The 21,399-nt window shown below is 37.9% G+C and carries 16 protein-coding genes; 14 read left to right on the top strand and 2 right to left on the bottom strand.

Features of this window, described 5'->3' with window-relative positions:
* Positions 1-168 precede the first annotated feature (168 nt).
* From AZE41_RS14535 to AZE41_RS14510, 6 genes are all read left to right on the top strand, one after another.
* Positions 169-1,767, top strand: coding sequence for an ABC transporter substrate-binding protein (locus tag AZE41_RS14535; RefSeq protein WP_067210810.1), 1,599 nt, complete (start codon positions 169-171; stop codon positions 1,765-1,767).
* Positions 1,768-1,865: 98 nt separating this feature from the next.
* The gene (locus AZE41_RS14530) at positions 1,866-2,864 is read left to right on the top strand and encodes an ABC transporter substrate-binding protein (RefSeq protein ID WP_197485324.1); all 999 of its coding nucleotides are present in this window, start codon (positions 1,866-1,868) and stop codon (positions 2,862-2,864) included.
* Between the two features lie 513 nt (positions 2,865-3,377).
* Positions 3,378-4,352: an ABC transporter substrate-binding protein gene (locus tag AZE41_RS14525; RefSeq protein ID WP_067210808.1), complete on the top strand. Its 975-nt coding sequence runs from the start codon at positions 3,378-3,380 to the stop codon at positions 4,350-4,352.
* 307 nt (positions 4,353-4,659) lie between these two features.
* Positions 4,660-5,718 (top strand): NAD(P)/FAD-dependent oxidoreductase, encoded by a 1,059-nt coding sequence (locus tag AZE41_RS14520; protein ID WP_067210805.1) that lies wholly within the window; start codon positions 4,660-4,662, stop codon positions 5,716-5,718.
* Between the two features lie 86 nt (positions 5,719-5,804).
* Positions 5,805-6,806 carry an ABC transporter substrate-binding protein gene (locus AZE41_RS14515; RefSeq protein WP_067210803.1) on the top strand — a complete coding sequence of 334 codons (1,002 nt, stop codon included), beginning with the start codon at positions 5,805-5,807 and terminating at the stop codon, positions 6,804-6,806.
* Positions 6,807-7,041: 235 nt separating this feature from the next.
* Positions 7,042-7,395, top strand: a complete 354-nt coding sequence (locus AZE41_RS14510) for a hypothetical protein (protein WP_067210801.1) — start codon at positions 7,042-7,044, stop codon at positions 7,393-7,395.
* A 31-nt stretch (positions 7,396-7,426) separates the two neighbouring features.
* Here the strand turns inward: AZE41_RS14510 and AZE41_RS14505 are convergent, their stop codons facing one another.
* Positions 7,427-8,437: an IS1595 family transposase gene (locus AZE41_RS14505; protein ID WP_067210798.1), complete on the bottom strand. Its 1,011-nt coding sequence runs from the start codon at positions 8,435-8,437 to the stop codon at positions 7,427-7,429.
* 649 nt (positions 8,438-9,086) lie between these two features.
* Between AZE41_RS14505 and AZE41_RS14500 the strand changes: the two genes are divergently transcribed.
* Positions 9,087-10,064, top strand: a complete 978-nt coding sequence (locus tag AZE41_RS14500) for a 2-hydroxyacid dehydrogenase (RefSeq protein ID WP_067210796.1) — start codon at positions 9,087-9,089, stop codon at positions 10,062-10,064.
* Between the two features lie 273 nt (positions 10,065-10,337).
* Here AZE41_RS14500 and AZE41_RS14495 read toward each other — a convergent pair whose 3' ends face one another.
* Complete coding sequence (locus AZE41_RS14495; protein ID WP_067210794.1) at positions 10,338-10,709, bottom strand: VOC family protein; 372 nt, start codon at positions 10,707-10,709, stop codon at positions 10,338-10,340.
* Between the two features lie 1,010 nt (positions 10,710-11,719).
* Here AZE41_RS14495 and AZE41_RS14490 point away from each other — a divergent pair.
* From AZE41_RS14490 to AZE41_RS14460, 7 genes are all read left to right on the top strand, one after another.
* A complete protein-coding gene (locus AZE41_RS14490; RefSeq protein WP_067210791.1) occupies positions 11,720-12,520 on the top strand; it encodes a SurA N-terminal domain-containing protein in 801 nt (266 codons plus the stop codon).
* A 241-nt stretch (positions 12,521-12,761) separates the two neighbouring features.
* Positions 12,762-14,294 carry a DEAD/DEAH box helicase gene (locus tag AZE41_RS14485; protein ID WP_197485323.1) on the top strand — a complete coding sequence of 511 codons (1,533 nt, stop codon included), beginning with the start codon at positions 12,762-12,764 and terminating at the stop codon, positions 14,292-14,294.
* Between the two features lie 35 nt (positions 14,295-14,329).
* Positions 14,330-15,112: a YqhG family protein gene (locus AZE41_RS14480; protein WP_067210785.1), complete on the top strand. Its 783-nt coding sequence runs from the start codon at positions 14,330-14,332 to the stop codon at positions 15,110-15,112.
* Between the two features lie 157 nt (positions 15,113-15,269).
* Positions 15,270-16,658, top strand: a complete 1,389-nt coding sequence (locus tag AZE41_RS14475) for a plasmid pRiA4b ORF-3 family protein (protein ID WP_067210783.1) — start codon at positions 15,270-15,272, stop codon at positions 16,656-16,658.
* A gap of 38 nt (positions 16,659-16,696) precedes the next feature.
* Entirely contained in the window at positions 16,697-17,218 is a 522-nt protein-coding gene (locus AZE41_RS14470; protein ID WP_067210781.1) for a hypothetical protein, read from the top strand.
* Positions 17,219-17,331: 113 nt separating this feature from the next.
* A complete protein-coding gene (locus AZE41_RS14465) occupies positions 17,332-18,015 on the top strand; it encodes a VCBS repeat-containing protein (RefSeq protein ID WP_231885683.1) in 684 nt (227 codons plus the stop codon).
* Between the two features lie 691 nt (positions 18,016-18,706).
* Positions 18,707-21,313, top strand: a complete 2,607-nt coding sequence (locus AZE41_RS14460; protein WP_067210777.1) for a cation-translocating P-type ATPase — start codon at positions 18,707-18,709, stop codon at positions 21,311-21,313.
* The last annotated feature ends 86 nt before the right edge of the window (positions 21,314-21,399 follow it).

Genomic DNA, 21,399 nt, shown 5'->3' with positions numbered 1-21,399 from the left:
TGTACACGAAGCACCTAGTGTTGGTTCAGTTATTTACTGTTTTTGTTGGTTAATCAGCACATGTGTGATTTTATGTGAGGAAATGATTTCTATATAATTGAGATACTTAGGTATAGTCAATTGTACTGTTACTAGTTGGAAATTAAGTGATTAAGAGGGGATGTAGTGATGGCTAATCATTTATCTAAGCATAATATCTCATTATCTCATACATATTATTACCCTGTAAGCATAGCTAACTGGGAAGGTTCTTTACCTTGTATTGATGAAGAAATGACACGATTCCCTTGTATTCTCGTTATTATAAATGGAAGCGGTTTACTAGATCTTCAAGAACAGCAATACGAATTGTCACGTGGTTGTGTAATGCTATGGCATAATTCCCATGAATTGAAGGTGTCTACACAATTGCATACAAGTTTTAAGGGGACATTGATTAGCTACCGTTGCTTAACGTCTGATGGTATTCAACCGAATGTATTAAAGCATCCTGAACCTCTTCGGAACTGTTCTTTGAACATATTAAGTCTGACGGCCGAGCTAGAAAGGGCTTCGAAACAACTAAGTGAACGTAAACCGTTTCAATTTCAACAATTATTCGTTGAGCTATTAGCGGTGCTATATGATGAACTAGAGGGACAACAACAGAAAAATAACGCGTGGATGGAACAAGTTCTTCATTATGTAGACACACATTTTCATGAGGATGTGACGCGTGAGCAAATGGCAACAATCGCACAAGTAAGCCCTGAACATTTCTCGCGTGCATTTCGCAGACATACTTCTCAAACCTTCAGTGATTACCTTGCCTTGCTACGGATTCGTGCATCTCAGAATAGGCTGCTATACGATATGCCAAAACTAGAGAAATTGGCACAGGAAGTGGGCTATAAAGAAGGTGCTTATTTAAGTCGGAAATTTAAGCAATTGGTCGGTTTATCACCTACCGCCTATCATCAAAAGAAAAAACGTGTAGTTGCTCTTAATAGTAACCATACTGCATGCTTACTGGCATTAGGTATCACGCCAGAGCTAGGCGTATATTCCTCCTGGATGGAAAGTATAAATCCAGTGAATCCCTTGCAAAAACTCTATGAATTTGGAATAAGTACATCCTCTTTTTATAACACCATTGCTTCCACTCGGCCTGATTTAATCATTGATTATTATACTGTGAAGGGGAGCAAAGAACTTCTACCGCTGGCTCCCGTGCTTGGCCTTCCTTTTATGGACATGAGCTGGAGAGAGCAATTTCGCCACATTGCTGACGTTGTAGAAAGACAACAGCAGGTAGAGGAATGGCTCGCACATTACGATGAACAAATATGGGCCTTTAATCAGAAACTGGACCAGCAGCTTGGAAAACGGGGAACGGCAGTATTGTGGGAAATCGGTACAAGTTCTGCTTACAGCATTCATAGTAGCCATGGAAGAGGAAGCCAAATCTTGTATGAAGATATCGGCTTTCGTCCTCCAGGCTCTTTGCTTAAGCATGGTATTGAACAACGGGGGTTTGTAGAGGAAGAGATTGAAGCTATTGCAGACCACCCAGCTGACCATATCTTTATTACTGGGATACCTTCAAATCCAGAGACAAAGAAACGAATGAAGCGCTTATTTCAGTCAGAGTCTTGGCTGAAGATGGAGGCAATCAAACAAAATCGGATGTACTTAATTGAACAGCCAGATTTGTTTTATGGCTATGACCCGCTGTCCTCCCAAGCTCAGTTGCATGAGCTTATGAGGGTGCTAATATCACAAAAATGAAGGGGATTAGATCATTTTAGTGCATAGACAATTCTGTCCAGACCCCTTAATATTATAAGTGATAATGATTATCATTATTAATTAAGGGGGATTTAAAGTTGTATACACAAGAAAACCATCATTGGGGGCAGAGGCTGAGGCTAATTGTTCCGTTAGTATTATTTCTAATCTTGATAGTCCTTTCCGCTTGCGGAGCGACAGAGAAAGCTTCAAATAGCGGAGCGACCGATAAAGTGGAATCGGACCAAAATTCAGGAGCTAACACGAACAGCACTACGAAAACTATTGCTACAGTAAATGGAGAGATTGAAATTCCTATCAAACCGCAACGTATTGTAGCAGAGGAATACCTTGGCAGTCTGATTGCCTTAGATGTTATACCAGTGGGAGCACCGGAACTGACAATTAATAACTATTATTTTGAAAATGAACTTTTGGGTGTTTCTGATACTGGAGTTTACGGAAGTCCGTCTGCTGAAAGTATTCTCGCCCTTAACCCGGATCTTATCATTACTGGAAATGGAGAGAGCTATGAGATTTTAAGCAAAATCGCTCCAACAATCGTTATTCCATATGGTGATTTGAAAAATGCTCACGAGGAACTGACCTTTTTCGGTCAACTACTTGGTAAAGAAAAGGAAGCAGAAGTTTGGCTAAATAATTATGACCAGCAAATTGCAGACGCTAAAGCTAAGGTTGATGCAGCTATCGGCAAAGATGCAAGTTTCTCGATTATGGAGGACATTGACAAATCAACATATGTATACGGTGATAATTTCGGCCGTGGCGGACAGCCAGTCTACCAAGCACTAGGACGCAAACCACCTAGCGTTATTGCCGATGAAATTATGGAGAAGCAATGGGCCGAACTCTCGGCGGAAATGTTAGAAAGTTACGCAGGTGATTATATCATTTTGACTTCCAACAGTCGAACAGTTGCCGATTTTGAAGCAGATCCTGTTTGGGGCAGCCTGCCAGCGGTCAAGAATGGTCACCTCTATGTATGGCCAGAGGAACGTTCATGGTATTATGATCCGATTGCTGTCCTTGCTCAGACAGAAGAGCTTGTAACTTGGCTCACTAGTTTAGAAAAATAGAAAAAGGTGCTCCACAGCCTGTTGTATGGCTTAAGGAGCATCTTTTCTTTGCGATATTATTTGATTACTCAAAGTAGGTTGGCTTTATAAGGGCTTCTTTATTTTTTAACATCGAATTTGATGGATGTCTATTTAGGATTAATAAAATAAGTCACATCTGTTTATTAACTAAAAGTAACCAGTGAATAACATAATCTCCTACTAGGCGCTACTTGTATAGTTGCATTTTTCGATTGCTTCGGATTGAATGACTTCTAGCCATAGTAGGACCCCTCAGTAAATCTGTCACGAATAGTTAGTCGAAAGCGGGCCGAAAATAGTGCAGTGAAAATGAAGGTCATCAAGCCCTACTCCCTAGTATTTTATGCGAATAAATGGTTAATCAACAGACGTGAAAATAAGTTATTGTATTTTTCGATTTTGTCGTATACACTTAGTTAGTGAAAATGATTCTCATTCTCACTTGTGTTGATTAACTTGAGTAAAAAAGTTATTTAGAAAAGGGGTTAACCGATTGTGAAGAAAAACAAATTAATGATCATGACTGCAATGCTATTCTTGCTGGCTTCAATACTAATTGCGTGTAATAAATCAACGACAAAACCTTCAGAAACAGAGAATGAGACAGAAAAAGCAGAAATAGAGCAACAAACCGCAGAAACTCGGTCGTTCGAGACCGAAAGAGGTACCGTTGAAATCCCAACAAAGCCATTGCGAATTGTTACAGATTATTACGGAGGAGAGTTGCTTTCTGTTGACGCAAATGTCGTAGGTGTTGAGCCAACAGCTTTTGACAATCCATTTATTAAGGATTTATTAAAAGATGCCGTCGAGATTGGAACGCCAGTGAATATTGAAAAGGTATTAGAACTAAAACCTGATTTAATTGTTGTTATGTATGATGAAAATTACGAGCAACTTTCGAAAATTGCACCAACAATTCATATTCCATATGGAACGGCAACAAATATTCAAGAAACGATCGAATTGTTTGCAGATATTACCGGAAATCATGAGGAAGCGGATAAATTCATAAGCAAATTTGACCAGAAAGCAAAAGAAGGAAGGGAAAAGCTATCAGCCGTTATTGATGCAGATGCAACATTCGGTATTTATGAATTAACGGACAAAGGTGATCTTTGGATCTTTGGAGACAATGCAGGACGCGGGGGGCAAGCACTGTATAATGCGTTGGAACTTAACATGCCACATGAAAACAACAATGAAGAACAAACACTCCAGCTGTCAATGGAAGTATTACCAGAGTACGCCGCAGACTATATGTTTTTGACAACCTACGATCCTGAGAAAAAAGGAGAGGCTTTAAAGAACTTGAAGGATTCGTCTGTTTGGCAAGGATTGGATGCGATGAAGAATAATCGAGTGTTTTATAACGACTTTGATACATATTACCGATACGATCCGATTGCGATTTATGAGCAAATAGACTTGTTTTTAGACATGCTGATTGAAAATCCAACGAAGTAATTTTTTCATGGTAGTGCTACGTGAGCGTATTTTAACAATATCGTTGTGATTGTTAGTTAAGTATTGAAAACGATTCCACAATGATTTATACTATTAAATAGTGAGAATGATTATCATTATCATTATCATTATCAAAAAGATGAGGAAAGATCATTTCAGGTAAATTTTTACGTTTAGCTAGGCGTAGAGAAGGTATTTCGCCTATAAAGAAAATTGATAATAGATATCGTGGCGACAGATTGTATTTTGGGTACTAGTTTGGCTTTCTCGCGCTGCATAATGACTAAATGAAAAAGGAGCATGGATGATGAATTCAGAACAGTTATATGATGTAACAATTATTGGTGGTGGCCCAGCGGGACTTTTTTCCGCTTTTTATAGTGGTTTAAGGGAAATGAAAACTAAGATCATTGAGTTCCAACCTTATTTGGGCGGAAAAGTGCATGTCTATCCGGAGAAAATGATTTGGGATATTGGCGGACTCACACCGGTTACAGGAGAACGACTGATTGAACAAGTAATTCAGCAAGGATTAACTTTTGAGCCCGAGCTTGTATTAGGGGAAAAAGTAACTTCGATTAACAAAAATGAGGATGGAAATTTTGTTATTCAGACATCTACAAACCAAAAGCATTTGTCCAAAACAGTCATTTTAGCTGTTGGTGGGGGAATCTTGAAACCAACAAAATTAGAAATTGAAGGCGCAGAACGTTTTGAAGTTGCAAATTTGCATTATACAGTGAAATCTCTTGCACGTTTTAAAGGGAAAACCGTATTGATTTCCGGAGGCGGTAATGCCGCTGTTGACTGGGCGAATGAGTTGGAACCGATTGCGGAAAAAGTCTATTTAACTTACCGGAAAGATATGTTGAAAGGGCATGAGGCAGAAGTATCGAAGCTATTCAATAGTTCTGTCGAGTGCTTATTGAATACATCAATCCAAAAACTCATTGCAGCAAGTGACCACGAAACGATTGAGAAGGTGGAGTTAGTTAACGGAGAAGATGGAGATCTGATTCAGCTGTCTGTTGATGAAGTGATTATTAATCATGGCTATGATCGTGATAAAGAATTGACTTCGAATAGTGGGTTAGATATAGAAATGGCGAATGAATACAGTGTTGCAGGCAGTCCCATGAGTGAAACATCTGTACCAGGGCTCTTTGCAGCAGGAGATATTTTGAATCATGAAGGGAAGCTTCATTTAATAGCAGGGGCGTTTCAGGACGCGGCTAATGCTGTGAATAAAGCGAAACAATATATCGCGCCAGATGCTTATGGGCACGGAATGGTCTCTTCACATAATGACATCTTTAAAGAGAAAAATCGTGAATTGGTCAAACATTTGTATGCAGTGAAAAACTAACTTATTTTAATAGTGGCATACCAGCGTGTCTTTCTAACTTAGTATCGAGAAGCGTTGAATTGCAGAGGAAAAAGGAGTAACAAAAGATGAAACCAAAACTATTATTTCACACATTATTTATAATAACGCTTCTATCCTTAGCGCTGGGGGGATGTAGCGAACAAGAAACTAATAAAACAGATTCTGAAACAAAACAATCTGAAAAAGAAGCAAAATCAAGTGAAAGCAAAGAAATGAATACATCTACAAGAATCTATAAGGATGTAACCGGAAGAGAAGTAGAGATCCCCGTCAATCCACAGCGTGTTGTGACGACTCAATATTTAGATGCGATGCTTGCGCTTGGTGTGAAGCCGATTGGCGCACCAACACATGTATTGGACAATAACTATTTAGGCGAATTACAAGCTGGGGTAGAAGACCTTGGAAGTCCATTCAGCATCGAGAAAGTGCTGGAAATGGCACCGGACTTAATTATTTCAGCAGATCCTGAAGAAGTGGAGCAACTAAGTAAAATTGCGCCTACGATTGTCATTCCATGGATGTATGGAGATGTTTTCACTCAATTTAAAGAGGTAGCTAATGTCTTGGGTAAAGAGAAAGAAGCCGATGAGTGGATTGCCAGATTAGATGATAAAGCTGCTGAAGGAAGAGAAAAAATTGCTGGTAAAATAGGTAAAGATCAAGTCGTATCGATTTTTATGACATATGAGAAAGATACACTTAGACTTTATGGCGCACGAAACATTGGTCATGTCCTTTATCGATCATTACAATTAACTCCGCCTTCGTTCATTCAAGAAAAGCTGGCAAAAGACCCTGATTTTGAAGAGTTTGTTTACGAAGATATATCAATGGAGAAGTTGCCGGATTATGCAGGGGACAAAATTATCATGTTAACGTATGGGGAAGAAACACAGCAGAAGGATAGTATGCTTTCTCAAATCGAAGAAAGTTCTTTGTGGAAAAGTATTGACGCTGTAAAAAATAATGATGTCTATTATATTGGTGATGATCCGTGGTTTACATATGCTCCGATTGCAATCGAGAAATCATTAGACGAAGCAATTAAACTCTTGTCTGAGTAACGGAGAAAAGAGAAGCAGGAGAGGTCAACGTCTAAACGAGACGTGATATAAAAAATCTTCTGAATGCCATTTTAATTCGAAAGAAGAAAGGGAACTGTCTTTACGGTCTTTTTACAGACTTAGGAAGACAGTTCTTTTTAATTAAGGCTCTTTTCGTAAAGATTGTTGCTAATAGAGCGTAAATTTAGAGGGGAAAGTATAGAATAAGAGAAAGTAAACGAAAGGGGTGTAAAGTATGAAAAACAACTTAATAGCACTATCTATTTTTTGTTTGGCGTTATCCTTTATGATAGGAAGTTGGTTAATCACTAACGAATTAAGAGAAAATTCAACCAGTGTTAAAGAAGTTTCACTAAAAACTGAAAAAGAAAAAGAAGTAATAAAACCACAATTTTTTAATAAGAGTGAGTTAGCTATTTATTTAGGTTTGAGCGAGGAAGATGTTAGCATGTTGGGACCAATTCCATCTGGAGAAAACAGTACATCAAGTGAACTTCCGTATATACAGATTAATGGCACGTTATACTTTTCCAAACAAGCAATTGATAAATGGTTACAAAATCATGGTTCGTTCAGCGTTACCCGCTAAGTTCCATGGGACCAATTAAATTGGTCTTTTTTTACGTTGTTTTCAACATTGCTACCGTTGTATGATTGGATTTTTGACACGCTGAAATAAGCATTTGCCCTACCCGATTCTCAAATGATAAATTCTTGCCGAGGTCAAGCCAGCGGAACCAGTAAAGGTAGTTGTCAAGGTACTTGGTGGCAACTCCTTGAAAACGTACCATCCAAGACTTTAAACGATTGTGGAAGTTGTTTACGTGTTGGATGTGATAGATACCCTTCTTAACACGTTGTTGTTTTTGTCGTTCATTCACCGTTTCGTGCTTGAGTCCTTTTATTTTTGCGAACATCTTATAGTTCGTAGCTGTGTCTGTACATAGCAAAGCAGATGGGTGAATGTATTCACCTATCACCGTGTCAATTTCTTCGGCTTTTGGGCGACCTCTTCCCGCAATACGAGCAACCACACTTCCATTTCGGTCTTGTGCGACTACAACGGCAATTTTTAGGTTGGAAATTCCCCGTTTTTCATCTTTCTCTCCAAGCTTCTTCGCCTTTCTATGGGGGATTTCATTTCCTTTCATAGACTCACGAAAGAAGGTTTCATCACTTTCAACGATACCTTGTAGTTGATTAAAGCCTTGGCTTCCTAATGCATTCAAGATTTTATGTCTCCAGTAAAAAGCCGTAGAGAGATGAATTTGTAGGCGTTCAGCAATTTTTGGCAGTGTATAGCCTTCCACCATCAGCTCAATGTATTTGACCCACTTTTCGGGGTAACGTGAGCCTGAAAATGGCGTGTTGGTCATGTCGTTAAACGATTTCCCGCAGTCACTACACAGGTACCGTTGTCTTGAGCGATATTTGCCATTACGTTTGACTGACGTACTCCCACAATGGACGCAACCCAAACCAGAAGCAAAGCGTGCTTCACGAATGCTTTTAAGTAGTGATGTGATTTTATCCGGGTCATCTGGAAATAAGTCTTGTTTCATTGCTTCAAACAACGCCAATTGCTCCAATTTGGTTAAGTCGCTGAAGTCTTCATATACATCTGTCCACATACTTGAATGCCTTCTTAACCGTATTGTATCAACCTTTTAACAGTATGGTCAAAAAGCAACAATCTATGCGAAAACAGCCTTAATTAATCATAAGTAAAATGGGGAATATATATCGATGAATTGGTATTACTATACTGTATAAATTTGTTCATGCGACTATTCTACATAAATTGAACTACTGATTCTATATAATGTCCAGCGAAGACGTCTACTGAGGCCAAGCTTTGTTGGGAGGATTCTTTATTACAACATCACGTCTGTTGGTTAACCATTTATTTGCATAAAAAACTGGTGAGTGGGGCTTGATGACCTTCATTTTCACTGCACTATTTTCGGCCCGCTTTCGACTACCTATTCATGACATATTTATAAGGAGTCTTATTGTGGCTAGTAGCCTGTCGCGTGCCTACACTATTCAAGTGAAAAAAGCAGTTATTATGGCAAAACTTTCCGTAGATGATGCAGAATTACTTAAGTTGCGATCATAATTCGAACTATTGCAGGTACCTACAGTAATAAATCATGAAAGTTTAGATAGTTACGATAGTTTCTTGCAAAGGCAACTGACACTATGGAATTTCACGTGCCGAAGATTGTAAACTATGGCACAATGGAGTTAGAAGCTAGTGAATAGTAGGGGGAATGAAAAGTGAAACCAAAAATTTATTCAACATATTCTATACCTGACCAAGTGAAAGACTATATGGCTCAGTATTGTGATATTCGTGAATGGCATGGCGATGGGCGAACTCCGAGGGATGTTCTGTTAGAGGAAATTGCTGATGTTGAAGGGTTATATACTGGGGGTAGCAGTATGGTTGGAAGAATTGATGAGGAGTTACTGAATCACGCCCCTCACCTAAAAGTCATTAGTAACGTATCTGTTGGTTACAATAATTTTGATGTAGACGCTATGACTAAACGAAATGTAATTGGAACCAATACGCCATATGTATTGGATGAAACAGTTGCAGATTTAGCATTTGCCCTCATTTTATCCACAGCTAGACGTATCACTGAGTTGGATCGATTCGTCAAAGAGGGAAGCTGGAAACCGACGACAAATTATCGCGAAATCTATGGGAAAGATGTACATAGTACCACGTTAGGCATTATTGGGATGGGGCGAATTGGAGAAGCGATTGCGAGAAGAGCAAAATTCGGATTTAATATGGATGTTCTTTATTTTAATCGGAATAGAAAACCGGAAGCTGAAGAGAAGTATGGTACGGAGTATTGCGATTTGACGTCACTGTTAACACGTGCCGACTATATTGTGTTGATGACACCTCTTACGTCTGAAACGTTCCAAATCATTGGTAAAGAGGAATTCAAATTGATGAAGAAATCTGCTGTTTTCATAAATATATCTCGCGGTCAGACTGTCGATGAACAAGCGCTTATTCATGCTTTGCAAAACGGAGAAATTCATGGAGCAGGACTGGATGTATTCGAAAAAGAGCCTGTGGATCCAACTAATCCATTACTTCAAATGTCGAATGTCGTGACAGTCCCTCACATCGGATCTGCTACAGCGAGAACGGAAGCGGCAATGGCGATGCGAGCGGCAGAGAATTTAGTAGCTGTTTTAACGGGGAAAGAACCAATAGATCCCGTCGGAAAATAAATTTTGGGTATGTTGTGTGCAAGAGGAGCATCCTGAAAGTTCAACCCATAATGAATTTACTTTACAGAGGAACACATCATCATTTCACTTTACTGATGTTCCGAAAAAAACACTGGAAATCCATCGGCAGAACATAGATGGGTTTCCAGTGTTTTTTTAACTTAAGAAATAATCACTCGATGTATCCCTTTTCGTTTTAAGTGTCTATATAAGAAGTGAAATGGGTGGTCATAAAATCAGTCTAAAGTTCCTTGAAACGTTATTAGCTCTTCATTAAACGTGTTGATCTACAAGAATGGAATTCCCATCTGGATCTTCAATTGTAAAACTCGCAGGACCTACGCTTGACTCATCTGCTTCAGTCAACATTTTAATTCCTTTTGCTTTAAGATGTTTTTGAAGGTCTCGTATATCCGTAAACGAATCGAGATTTTCGGCATTTTCATTCCAGCCTGGATTAAAAGTCAGAATGTTTTTTTCAAACATTCCTTGGAATAGTCCTATTATGCAACTTTCATTCTTCATAATAAGCCAGTTGTGGGTTATATCCCCTCCAAACACTTGAAATCCCAGGTTTTCGTAAAATGCTTTTGATTTATGAATGTCTTTTACACTTAGACTTGAAGAGAATGCTCCTAGTTTCATATTTCCTCCTCTTAACAATTTGAAAAAAATCAGATTGTAGTTTTTATGGGTAAGTAAAAATTTGCATAAGTTAATTATAAATGAGTACTTTGAAATACACAATATTCACCATATGAAGTATGGGGCAGCTTCAACCACAACCCGGAGAGGATGAATGGTGTTAGTAACTGTTAGTGTGTATTTTTCTTCATGTTCATGGTTTTTATTTTGTGCTATATATGTTGAACAAATGAATACGGCGTATGCGCTTTATAAGGGCTTTTGGGAGGCCACTGAAAAAGCCTTAGTATTTGGAATGAATTAGGATTACCACTAATACCGCTTCGACGCTTTGTGGATGCCTCCCGCGATAAGCCAGAAAGAAGAACGCTTTCAGTCTTATCGCTCCGGCTACCACGAAGACGCGCCTTCGCTGGATGGTCTATGTGAGAAAGCGCATTTCATTAGCTGTGATGAAGTCCGCAACCCAGATTGCGGATTTCTTGACTATAATTAGTATGAAATAGTAATCACATTAAAGTCTCTCCATATACATCTCAAAATCACATTTCTCTCGATAATGAACACCCTAGCGCAGGCGCGGCAAAGGGGTTGCCGAAGCCGTAAGACATCCCCAAAGCGCCAAGCGTTCTACAATCCACACCCCGAATTACAACTCTCTTATTATTGAGCGCCACAGCAGATTCAATGGGACTCTTTAATTCAACATATATAGTTAAATTCCCGATTTCTAGAGTAGATGTACTATACCTCTGTAGTGAAAATCCAATGAATAGAGCAAATTAGATTGAAAATGTGCAAACTTTACGTAACTTGACCTTGTAATAATTCAATGACAGTATTTCGATAGATCTGTGTCTAATAGGCGTTTGTAGTAATTGCTAAATGACATGCAGGTGACAATTCGGTGTCGTGGAGGGATATGGGTTTATCTTTTGATGAATGTTCGTTAAGATACAAACTAAGCTTAAGAAATAAAGAGCGGCAGATTTGAGAGGGGTTTACATGATATGAAGATCAAAAAAGTACTAGTTCCATTTATAGCAGGTGCACTAGCATTAAGTTTAGCTGCTTGCGGTGGCGAAGATAAAGCGGCAACTGATAAAAAGCCTCAAGAAGAAACCAAACAAGAAGATACTAAGCAAGAAGATACTAATGAACCAGAAGCTACAAAAGAGCAACAAGCATCTGCAAAAGAGATGCAAGAGAAGCTAGCTGAACAGCAAGTGGACGACAAGAAGATTGTGGCTGTTGTAAATAAGGAAGAACTTAAAGGTGAGAACTATAATGCAGCGGTGACATCAATTCAAGGTCAAATGCAGGAAATGGGACAAGACCCATCGAGCAAAGAATCAGCGGAACAAGTAAAAATGCAAGCACTTGATATGCTTATTAATCAGGCATTGATTCTTCAAAAAGCAAAGGAAGCTGAAATAAAAGCATCTGCATCTGAAATTGATAAAGAGTATTCAGTATTTGAAAAGCAATTTGGCGGCGAAAAAGAAATGAAGAAAGCGCTCAAAGCTCAAAGCATGGATGTAAAAACATTGAAAGAACAAATCGCGGATTTAATCATATCTGGAAAGTACCAAGATAAGATAGCTCCAGCGAAAAAAGTATCGGATAAAGAAATTAAAGAATACTACGATCAAGCTGCGTCTTCATCAAAAGAAGCGGGACAAGAGATGCCACCGCTTAAAGAAGTAAGTGAACAAATCCAAGAAATGATTAATCAAGAACAACAACAGAAGTTACTTGCTAAACATGTTGAAGAGCTAAAAGAAGATGCTAAAATAGAGTTAAAAATTTAACTCATTTAGGTGTAAACAAGTACTGATAAAAAGGATTCACGAACCAGGTGTATACTTCGGAAACCTTTATGAATAAAACAATAGGACATGGAATGTTTGACCTTTAGGGTTAAGCGTTTCATGTCTTTTTGAATTTTCAATAAAAATTACGTCTGAAATTCGAACTTCAATTCAATAAACATAGGAACTTCTTTTTGGGACAACCTAATGAGAAAGAAAAAGTGATAATGAGGTGATGGTTATGATAATTGAAAGGTCGTCTGAGTGGAAAGAAGGCTTTACAGAGCGACTGGAGAAGCGGGAGGCATGGGATAATTGGACATTATATAGGATGAGTTATGAGGCGGTAAAAACGAACTTGATTACAGATTTTAATGGCCTTCAATCACCTAAATATTTACCCAATCTTACACCCCTAGCCCATCAATTGAAAGTGGCGGAAACGGTCATTGAAAGGATGAATGGAAAAGCGATTCTTGCAGATGAAGTGGGACTTGGTAAAACCATCGAAGCTGGTTTGATCTTGAAAGAGTATTTAATCAGAGGCCTTGTGAAGAAGGCGTTAATTTTGGTTCCAGCATCACTTGTCAATCAATGGATTGAAGAACTGAACCAAAAATTTCATATTCCAGCGATGCAATATAAAAAAAATTACGATTTAAACCATTGTACGATTGTCGTTATGAGTATAGATATGGCAAAAAGAAGCCCGCATAAAGAAAACATCTATGATCAAGAGTATGATTTAATCATCATTGATGAAGCTCATAAATTAAAGAACCACAAAACTAAAAATTATGAGTTTGTACAAAACTTAAAGAAAAAGTTTTGTTTGTTGTTGACTGCCACGCCAATTCAAAATGATGTATTTGAACTCTTCTATCTCATTTCTTTACTAAAACCAGGGCACTTAGGAAATTACGAAACCTTTCAATCGTCTTTTTCCGCGAGTAAGCACAATGTGGAACACGACGATTATTTGAAAGAATTGGTTAATCAAGTGATGGTAAGAAATAGAAGGCAGGATACTGGAATTGAATGGACAAATCGTCGTGTTCAAATAATACCGATTGATTTTACGAAAGAAGAACAAGAAGTATACGATCTGATTTCAGAACTTAAAAATGTTTGTCCCGTTTTCTCGGATGCCTTCTCTATGATAACGCTGCAAAGGGAAATGTGCAGCAGTAAGGAAGCTACATGCTTAACGTTAACTAACATGCTTCAAAAATGCATTAAACCAGAAGACATTTCTTATATGGAAGGAATTATTCAAAAGTTGATGGGACTAGACATAAATTCAAAAGCAGAAAAAGCTTATGAAATTATTACTCAGGCAAATGATAAGGTTATACTCTTTACCGAATATCGAGCAAGTCAAACCTATTTGCAATGGTATTTACAGTCAAAAGGAATCACAAGCGTCCCTTTTAACGGACAATTCAATAAGAATAAACGGGAGTGGATGAAGCAGCTGTTTAAAGAACAAGCGCAGGTGCTAATTGCGACGGAATCCGGCAGTGAAGGGATTAATCTACAATTTTGTCATCACGTCATTAACTATGATTTACCTTGGAACCCCATGAAGTTAGAGCAACGCATTGGACGTGTCCATCGGTTAGGGCAAGAGCATGACGTTCATATTTATAATTTAGCCATTCAGAATACAATCGAAGACCAAATATTGGATTTACTTCATGTTAAAATTGGGGTCTTTGAACAAGTAGTGGGTGAGTTGGATGATATTTTATCTGCTTTTAAAGAGTCCATTTGAGGTGAAAGAGCTTGGGGAATTGAAGGAGGAATTACATGTACCCACAACAAATTCACAGTTATTTACTGCAGTTTTTTAATGAAAACCATTGCCAAATAGTAAATGACAATGATCATTATATCAATGTTCAATTAACGGTTGATATGGATAAAAAAATTATGAATAGACCATATTATTGGAAATACTTAGAGAGTACAGATGGCGTGCCCAGTCCAGCACAACTAACTTTTATCACTGATAAAAATAGGCTTGTTGAAGACGTTAAAGGGGAAGTTATACACTTCGGTTCCCCACGGCTCAGTCAACTGTTTGAAGCAACAAAAGAGATGGGTTCATATGTCCAGATGTATGAACGGGTAGCAGATAAACTTGGAACGCAAACCATATTAACACCTTGGTTAGCTGTTAATTATAAAATATCATATTACAGCGATCAAACGAAGGAAATTCTTCATTCGTTAGGTATAAACTTAATGACGGGCCAGGTGAAAGAGGGGTTTCAGGAATTGTTAAGCACAGTGGACTTAGATACGGCTATGTCAGAAAACACCTTTAATTTGCCCTATATTATCAAACCCATTCGTGCCCTCGAACGATTGGATGGGATAATTGACAACTTTATACAAAAAGCAGATCATACATGGGCTGAAGAAGCGAAGTTAAGATGGCAAAAGGATCGCAGGGTATTAGAATACTTCTATGAAGGGGTGGAAAATAAACCGGATTGTTATGAGATTGAGAAAGAAGCGATGGACCAACAATACGAAGCGAGAATTAAAATTGACATCATCAATGGCGGATTATTTTATTTGAAATGAATTTGAAGTATTTCTGTGAGAAACTATCCCAAATAGGTAAGACCTTTCGCAAGTTTACTGAACATGCGAAAGGTCTTTTCTTCGATGTTGTGGATTAATTACGTTAAAATAGGTAGTAGCCATAACGTTAGATGAAAATAAATAACGAGGGTGACATATGAAAGCATATATTTTAAAACTTTCCTTTGAAGACATAAAGCCGCATATCTGGAGGCGCATTATTTTACCCGCAGGTGCGACATTTAACCGTTTACATGAAACAATCCAGAACGTCACAAATTTTCAAAGCACACTTGAGCCGTACCATACCTTTGGAGTGGAGATAGATGATTATTTTATCACAAATAATGAATCGATTTTAGACGACTATAAAGGGAAGACCTATTATGGTAAAACGGTCAAGCAGCCAGCGAGTATAAAAATCGATTCGTATCTTGAAAAACACAGTCATTTCATTTATAACTATGATTTTGGTGACGACTGGCGGATTCTTGTGGAGCTTGAAGAAATAGTAGAGGATTATTATTTTGGCTATCCCACATTACTTAATGGAGAAGGAACGGCGCCACCGGAGGATGTTGGCGGTCCCCCAGGATATGAAGCTTTTCTAGAAGTGTATCAAGATTCGACACATCCAGATTATTTATCCACATATGCATGGGCGGAGGAGCAGTTCTACTTACCTTTGGACATTGCTTGGCTGAATGATCGTTTAAAATATGTGAAATACAAAAAGACCGAATGGCAATATATCGATCATGAAAATTATCATGTGCTATCTGATAAATATCGCGGTGCAAAGTCGGTAAATCCTGACTTACTGCCTAACAAAAACCTTATCGTCCAGTATGCTATAGCATGTACTAATTTATATGGATTGATTGAGTATCCAAAGTTTTTGGAGATTTATAATTCTCAAAATGAGCCAGCTGTATCGAGTAGTGAACTACAGGCACTGTTAGCAGATACTCATTCCGCAAAACAGCTAGCGAAAGAAAGTGTGTTTACACATAAGAGAGCATTGATCCATGAAGCCATTGAATATGTCGAGAATTATTCTGCGTTTTTAGAAGGAACCATAGGAAAGCCATTTTATGTACCTGTAAAAGAAGAGCTACTGCGCTACGCAGATGATTTATATTATGAAAAGACAAGCCACCAAGAAAAGCTTGGAAATATGCTTGCGAAAGACTTTTATGGTGGTAGTACGCTCATGATTAAAGATGAAATTGATGAATTGGTCGGTCAATTACAAGGTGTGCACGTTAATTTCCAAGGAGTAGTGCAGAATTTTTTAGGGCGTTTTAAATGTAAAGATATGAAGCAAATGAATGAATATATGCAAGTTATCACCATGATTGCGAACACCACGCGCATTTGGGAAAATAGAGGTCATACACCTCATGAACTTGCACAAATGGAGAAACACCATTTAATGCCGCTACCTAGCACCCCATTTAGCGTAATTGAGGGTGGGAGAACGGGCCGGAATGAACCTTGCCCATGTGACAGTGGGAAAAAACATAAAAAATGTTGCGGAAAATAAAGCACAACTAAAATCGGTTGTTACTTGGAGGAAGCAATTTGTATGATCCCACAATTTTTGAAAATCTAAAAGTAGCATTTGAAAATCAGGTGTATGATTTAGATAATGTAGATCGAAAAATCATGATTACTAACCGGGTCGACCGAATGGATTTTGCCATTATGGCTCGAGATTTTGCTATTCAATTTACGCTAGCAGATCACCCCCATGTGACAGCAGAGATTGTATTACGGGCATCCGTAAAAGATTTGGCAGGGGAGATTTTAGAGCTGCCTAGTAAAAATCTAGGTTGTTTATTAGTAGTACGCTTTAACAAACCTGTTCAAAATGTAGCCGTACAATGCAAGCGAATTGAGCAAGCATTAAATATCATTTGGGAAACTGACATTCAGTTAACGCAAACAGTAAGCTTCGTGTATGAACAAGAAGCGTCAAGTTACCAGAACCTTATTGAAGTGAAATTCAAATCTAAAATTAACGAGGAACATATGGGTGACATTTCAGAATTTCTAGATCATGTGTTGGAATCGTTGGAAGTCTTAAATGATATAGAAGCATAATGTCGGGCTCCGTTTTGCTGGAAGGAAATCCTCTAGCTAATTTCAGCATATAGTGCAAGGACAACAATTGAATTTGAACAGGAGGGATTGCGTTTTACGGGAATCGTACATTGTTGGACTTGAAGACAGGAGATGTAAACGGAGACGGTATTCTAGACACGGTTTATTTATATGGTCAAGTCGCTGGACCACCGGGTATCTTTGCTGACAATATTACACTTATTATTCAAGATGGCAAGTCTTATAAAAGTACAACCGTACATCTCAAAAACAACGCGGGATATAATGCACGGTTGTTCCTTGGCGATTTTGACAACGATCTTGTACCTGACATAATGGTAAGTATTGATACGGGTGGGAGTGGGGGATATGGCATCTTTTATATCTATTCCTTTAGAAATAACAGTTTACATGAACTGTTTAATGTCGATAGCTACAATGAAAAATACACATTCCAAGTAAATTATGAGGATTTCTATAAAGTGGGTGTTGAAAGTTCTCGGCAAAACCTACTGTTCACCATAGATATCAGCAACAAAGGCCATGATTATTTAGCACAGTATTACGATGATAATGGACTACTAAAAAATCCGTTAAAAGGTGAAGTACTTGCCTTAGGAGCTTTACATCCAATCATTACAACTAACGAAAGTTACAATTATGATTTATTGGCCCTACAGCGCATTATTGGACCAACAAATGCAGATACATTAGGATATGTTGAAAACCTTTTGACATGGAAAGACACTCAATTAATTTCTAATCGGTTGGCTGTTTCTATACCAAGCACAAATTAGTAGCACTTCCACACCTGATGATTAGTGAATAACATGATTACCTATTTAGGCGGTACGTGTATACTCTTTGCTACTAGTAAGCAAGGAACGCATTGTATAACGTGCAAGAGTGCCCAAAATTGCATCTTCGGGCATTTACAATCCCTATAGAAAGTTGTCTATTCTATATTTCTAACAAAACTGTATTTTCCACACCTGATTGGTTTAGTGAATAAGTACCGTATTTAGAATAGAAAACACCTGAAATCCATTGACCAAACGTCGGTGGAATTCAGGTGTTATTTTTTTGTGGACCAAACTAATATAATTAAAATCAACTAAAGAGTAATAGTGAATCTATTTTATGTTTTCACCGATACAATAAATAACTTAATTTGTATATCGATTATTAGCATACTGGAACAGAACTAGGAATAGTATTGGTAGAGTATTATGGAGGTGGAGTAGATTGGAGACAAAATTGAAAAGCTTATTATCGAATGCTGTTTTCTGGAATATATTCAAGTGGATTCACTCCCTACGTAAGATAGGACAATCCATAAGAGGTCTGCTCGTCGGGAATCGAGATTTGCTAACAGAAAGATTATTAAATAGAAGTATTTTTTCTACTGAATATAATTCATAGAGATTTCACTTCTAGGCTTTAGTGCTATTGTATTGTCTACTAAATTTACGCTGGAAGGGGAATCGAATGTCAGAATTTCATCAACAATCATCAGTTGAAGTCATGGAGATGTTGGACGTGACAAATCAAGGATTGAGCGATTATGACGTCCAAAATAGGCAAGAAGTATACGGTTATAATGAATTGCTGGAAGGAAAAAGGACAAGTACATTCTCCGTTTTCTTTGGACAGTTTAAAGATTTATTAGTTATTATATTATTGATTGCCGCTTTCATTTCATTTCTATTAGGTGAAGTAGAAAGCACGATTGTGATTATGATTGTCGTTATTTTAAACGCAATCCTGGGCACTGTGCAGCATGTGAAGGCAGAACAGTCTTTGGATAATCTGAAAGCTTTGACCTCTCCAGTTGCAAAAGTGATGCGAGATAAACAGATAGTAGAGATTTCTTCAGAAGATATAGTAGTTGGAGATCTTCTCTATTTAGAGGCTGGTGACTATATAAGTGCTGATGGCAGATTAGCAGAAAGCCATAATTTGCATATTAATGAAAGTTCGCTAACAGGTGAATCATTGGCTGTTGCGAAAAGTACTGCGCCCATCAAAGAAGATCGTGTAACGATTGGCGATAAAAAGAATATGGTGTTCACTGGAAGCTTTGTCACCAATGGACGTGGTACCGTCATTGTTACATCCATTGGTATGGAAACGGAAATTGGGAAAATCGCAAATTTACTGGATACTGCGAAAGAGAAGAAAACACCTTTACAAGTAAATTTAGATCGTTTTGGGGAAAAATTAGCTTTAGGAATTACGATGATCTGTTTAGCCATTTTCATTATTGATCTTTTTCGAGGACGCGAGTTAGTAGACTCGTTTATGTTTGCTGTTTCGCTGGCGGTTGCAGCAATTCCGGAAGCGTTAAGTTCGATTATTACCATTGTGCTGGCATTTGGGACACAAAAAATGGCGAAGGAGAATGCCATTATACGTAAACTCTATGCTGTTGAAAGTCTGGGAAGTATTTCCGTTATTTGTTCAGATAAAACGGGAACATTAACGGAAAACAAAATGAGTGTTCAACAAGTATATATTGATCAAAAAGTCATTTCGCATGATGAACTACATACAGAAAATGCGATTGAGAAAAATCTTATCTTAAAGGCACTATTGTGTAATGACGCCTTGGAAAGAGATGGTAAAGAAATTGGTGATCCAACTGAAATTGCACTTGTGAAATTGGGGAAGCAGTACAATCTTGACGAATTAATCGTAAGAAATCACTATCCAAGGCTGGCCGAAATACCTTTTGATTCAGACAGAAAGCTAATGAGTACAGTACATCAGTTCAATCAGCGCTATACTTTGATTACAAAGGGAGCAATAGATGTTCTTCTATCCAAAATTGCGAAAATTGAAACCTCAGAAGGTGTACTTTATATTACGGATGAACATCGTACTAAAATTGAAGAAGTGAATCGTGACTTTTCTATGAATGGTTTAAGAGTACTTGCAATTGCTTACAAAGAGATATCGAAAAATCAACTAATCGATGTCGAAGTCGAAAAAGATTTAATTTTTGTCGGATTAATAGCGATGATGGATCCTCCGAGAAAAGAGTCAAAATCAGCGGTTGAAAGCTGTATAAAAGCAGGTATTAAACCAATTATGATTACAGGTGACCATAAAATAACAGCAACTGCTATAGCCAAACAAATTGGTATTTTAAACGATCCATCAGAAGCGATCGAAGGACATGAAATTGAAGGATTAACTGATCAACAACTACAAGAAAAGGTTCAAGATTTCTCTGTCTATGCCCGTGTAACACCAGAGCATAAAATTCGCATCGTTAAAGCTTGGCAGGAAAAAGGAAATGTAGTTGCGATGACGGGAGATGGTGTCAATGATGGTCCTGCCTTAAAACAAGCCGATATCGGTGTGGCGATGGGGATAACCGGTACTGAGGTAGCGAAAGATGCATCCTCTATGATCTTAACGGATGATAATTTTTCAACGATTGTCAAAGCTATTTCGAATGGAAGAAGCCTCTATACGAATATTAAAAACGCCATTCTATTTTTATTATCAGGGAATGCAGGTGCTATTTTTGTTGTATTATATGCAACAGTATTAGGTTTACCCGTCCCTTTTGCACCCGTGCATCTATTATTTATTAACTTACTTACCGATAGTTTGCCGGCAATTGCAATAGGTTTAGAGCCGCATAATAAAAACACAATGAAGGACAAGCCAAGAGATATTAACACTCCATTATTAAATAAAACATTTACGACTCAAGTGATACTCGAAGGCTTATTAATTGCTATAGCTACGATCATTGCTTTTCGAATAGGATTGTCAACGGGGGATACGCAAACAGCAAGCACAATGGCATTTGCAACATTATGTTTGTCAAGATTAGTACATGGCTTCAATTCTAGATCTAAAGAATCGATCTTCACAATAGGTGTGTTTTCGAATCTCTATACTTGGCTAGCATTTTTAATAGGTTTTCTATGTTTACATTTAGTGTTATTTGTTCCATCGCTTACGGGTGTGTTTGAAGTCGCAACATTAAGTGGGATACAATTAGGTTATATTTATTGCTTGTCCTGTATGCCGTTTCTAGTTAATCAGTGGTATAAAGTGTTATTCGTAAGAAGTAAATAATGCTCATATAAACTGGCTCCAGTTGTATGAGTGTCAGAAACCATACACATCTGAAATAAAGTCGTACTGTTTATTAAAAGTTACAG

It is taken from the genome of Sporosarcina psychrophila (genome assembly GCF_001590685.1).
Taxonomy (GTDB): domain Bacteria; phylum Bacillota; class Bacilli; order Bacillales_A; family Planococcaceae; genus Sporosarcina; species Sporosarcina psychrophila.
Note: the sequence above shows the minus strand (reverse complement) of the source record. Positions and strands in the feature narration are given on the sequence as shown.

Excerpts from the sequence above, each read along its gene's own strand:
- AZE41_RS14460 (WP_067210777.1), top strand. The coding sequence starts at position 18,707 with ATGTCAGAATTTCATCAACAATCATCAGTTGAAGTCATGGAGATGTTG.
- AZE41_RS14535 (WP_067210810.1), top strand. The coding sequence starts at position 169 with ATGGCTAATCATTTATCTAAGCATAATATCTCATTATCTCATACATAT.
- AZE41_RS14485 (WP_197485323.1), top strand. The coding sequence starts at position 12,762 with ATGATAATTGAAAGGTCGTCTGAGTGGAAAGAAGGCTTTACAGAGCGA.
- AZE41_RS14480 (WP_067210785.1), top strand. The coding sequence starts at position 14,330 with ATGTACCCACAACAAATTCACAGTTATTTACTGCAGTTTTTTAATGAA.
- AZE41_RS14515 (WP_067210803.1), top strand. The coding sequence starts at position 5,805 with ATGAAACCAAAACTATTATTTCACACATTATTTATAATAACGCTTCTA.
- AZE41_RS14490 (WP_067210791.1), top strand. The coding sequence starts at position 11,720 with ATGAAGATCAAAAAAGTACTAGTTCCATTTATAGCAGGTGCACTAGCA.
- AZE41_RS14520 (WP_067210805.1), top strand. The coding sequence starts at position 4,660 with ATGAATTCAGAACAGTTATATGATGTAACAATTATTGGTGGTGGCCCA.
- AZE41_RS14510 (WP_067210801.1), top strand. The coding sequence starts at position 7,042 with ATGAAAAACAACTTAATAGCACTATCTATTTTTTGTTTGGCGTTATCC.
- AZE41_RS14505 (WP_067210798.1), bottom strand. The coding sequence starts at position 8,437 with ATGTGGACAGATGTATATGAAGACTTCAGCGACTTAACCAAATTGGAG.
- AZE41_RS14475 (WP_067210783.1), top strand. The coding sequence starts at position 15,270 with ATGAAAGCATATATTTTAAAACTTTCCTTTGAAGACATAAAGCCGCAT.
- AZE41_RS14495 (WP_067210794.1), bottom strand. The coding sequence starts at position 10,709 with ATGAAACTAGGAGCATTCTCTTCAAGTCTAAGTGTAAAAGACATTCAT.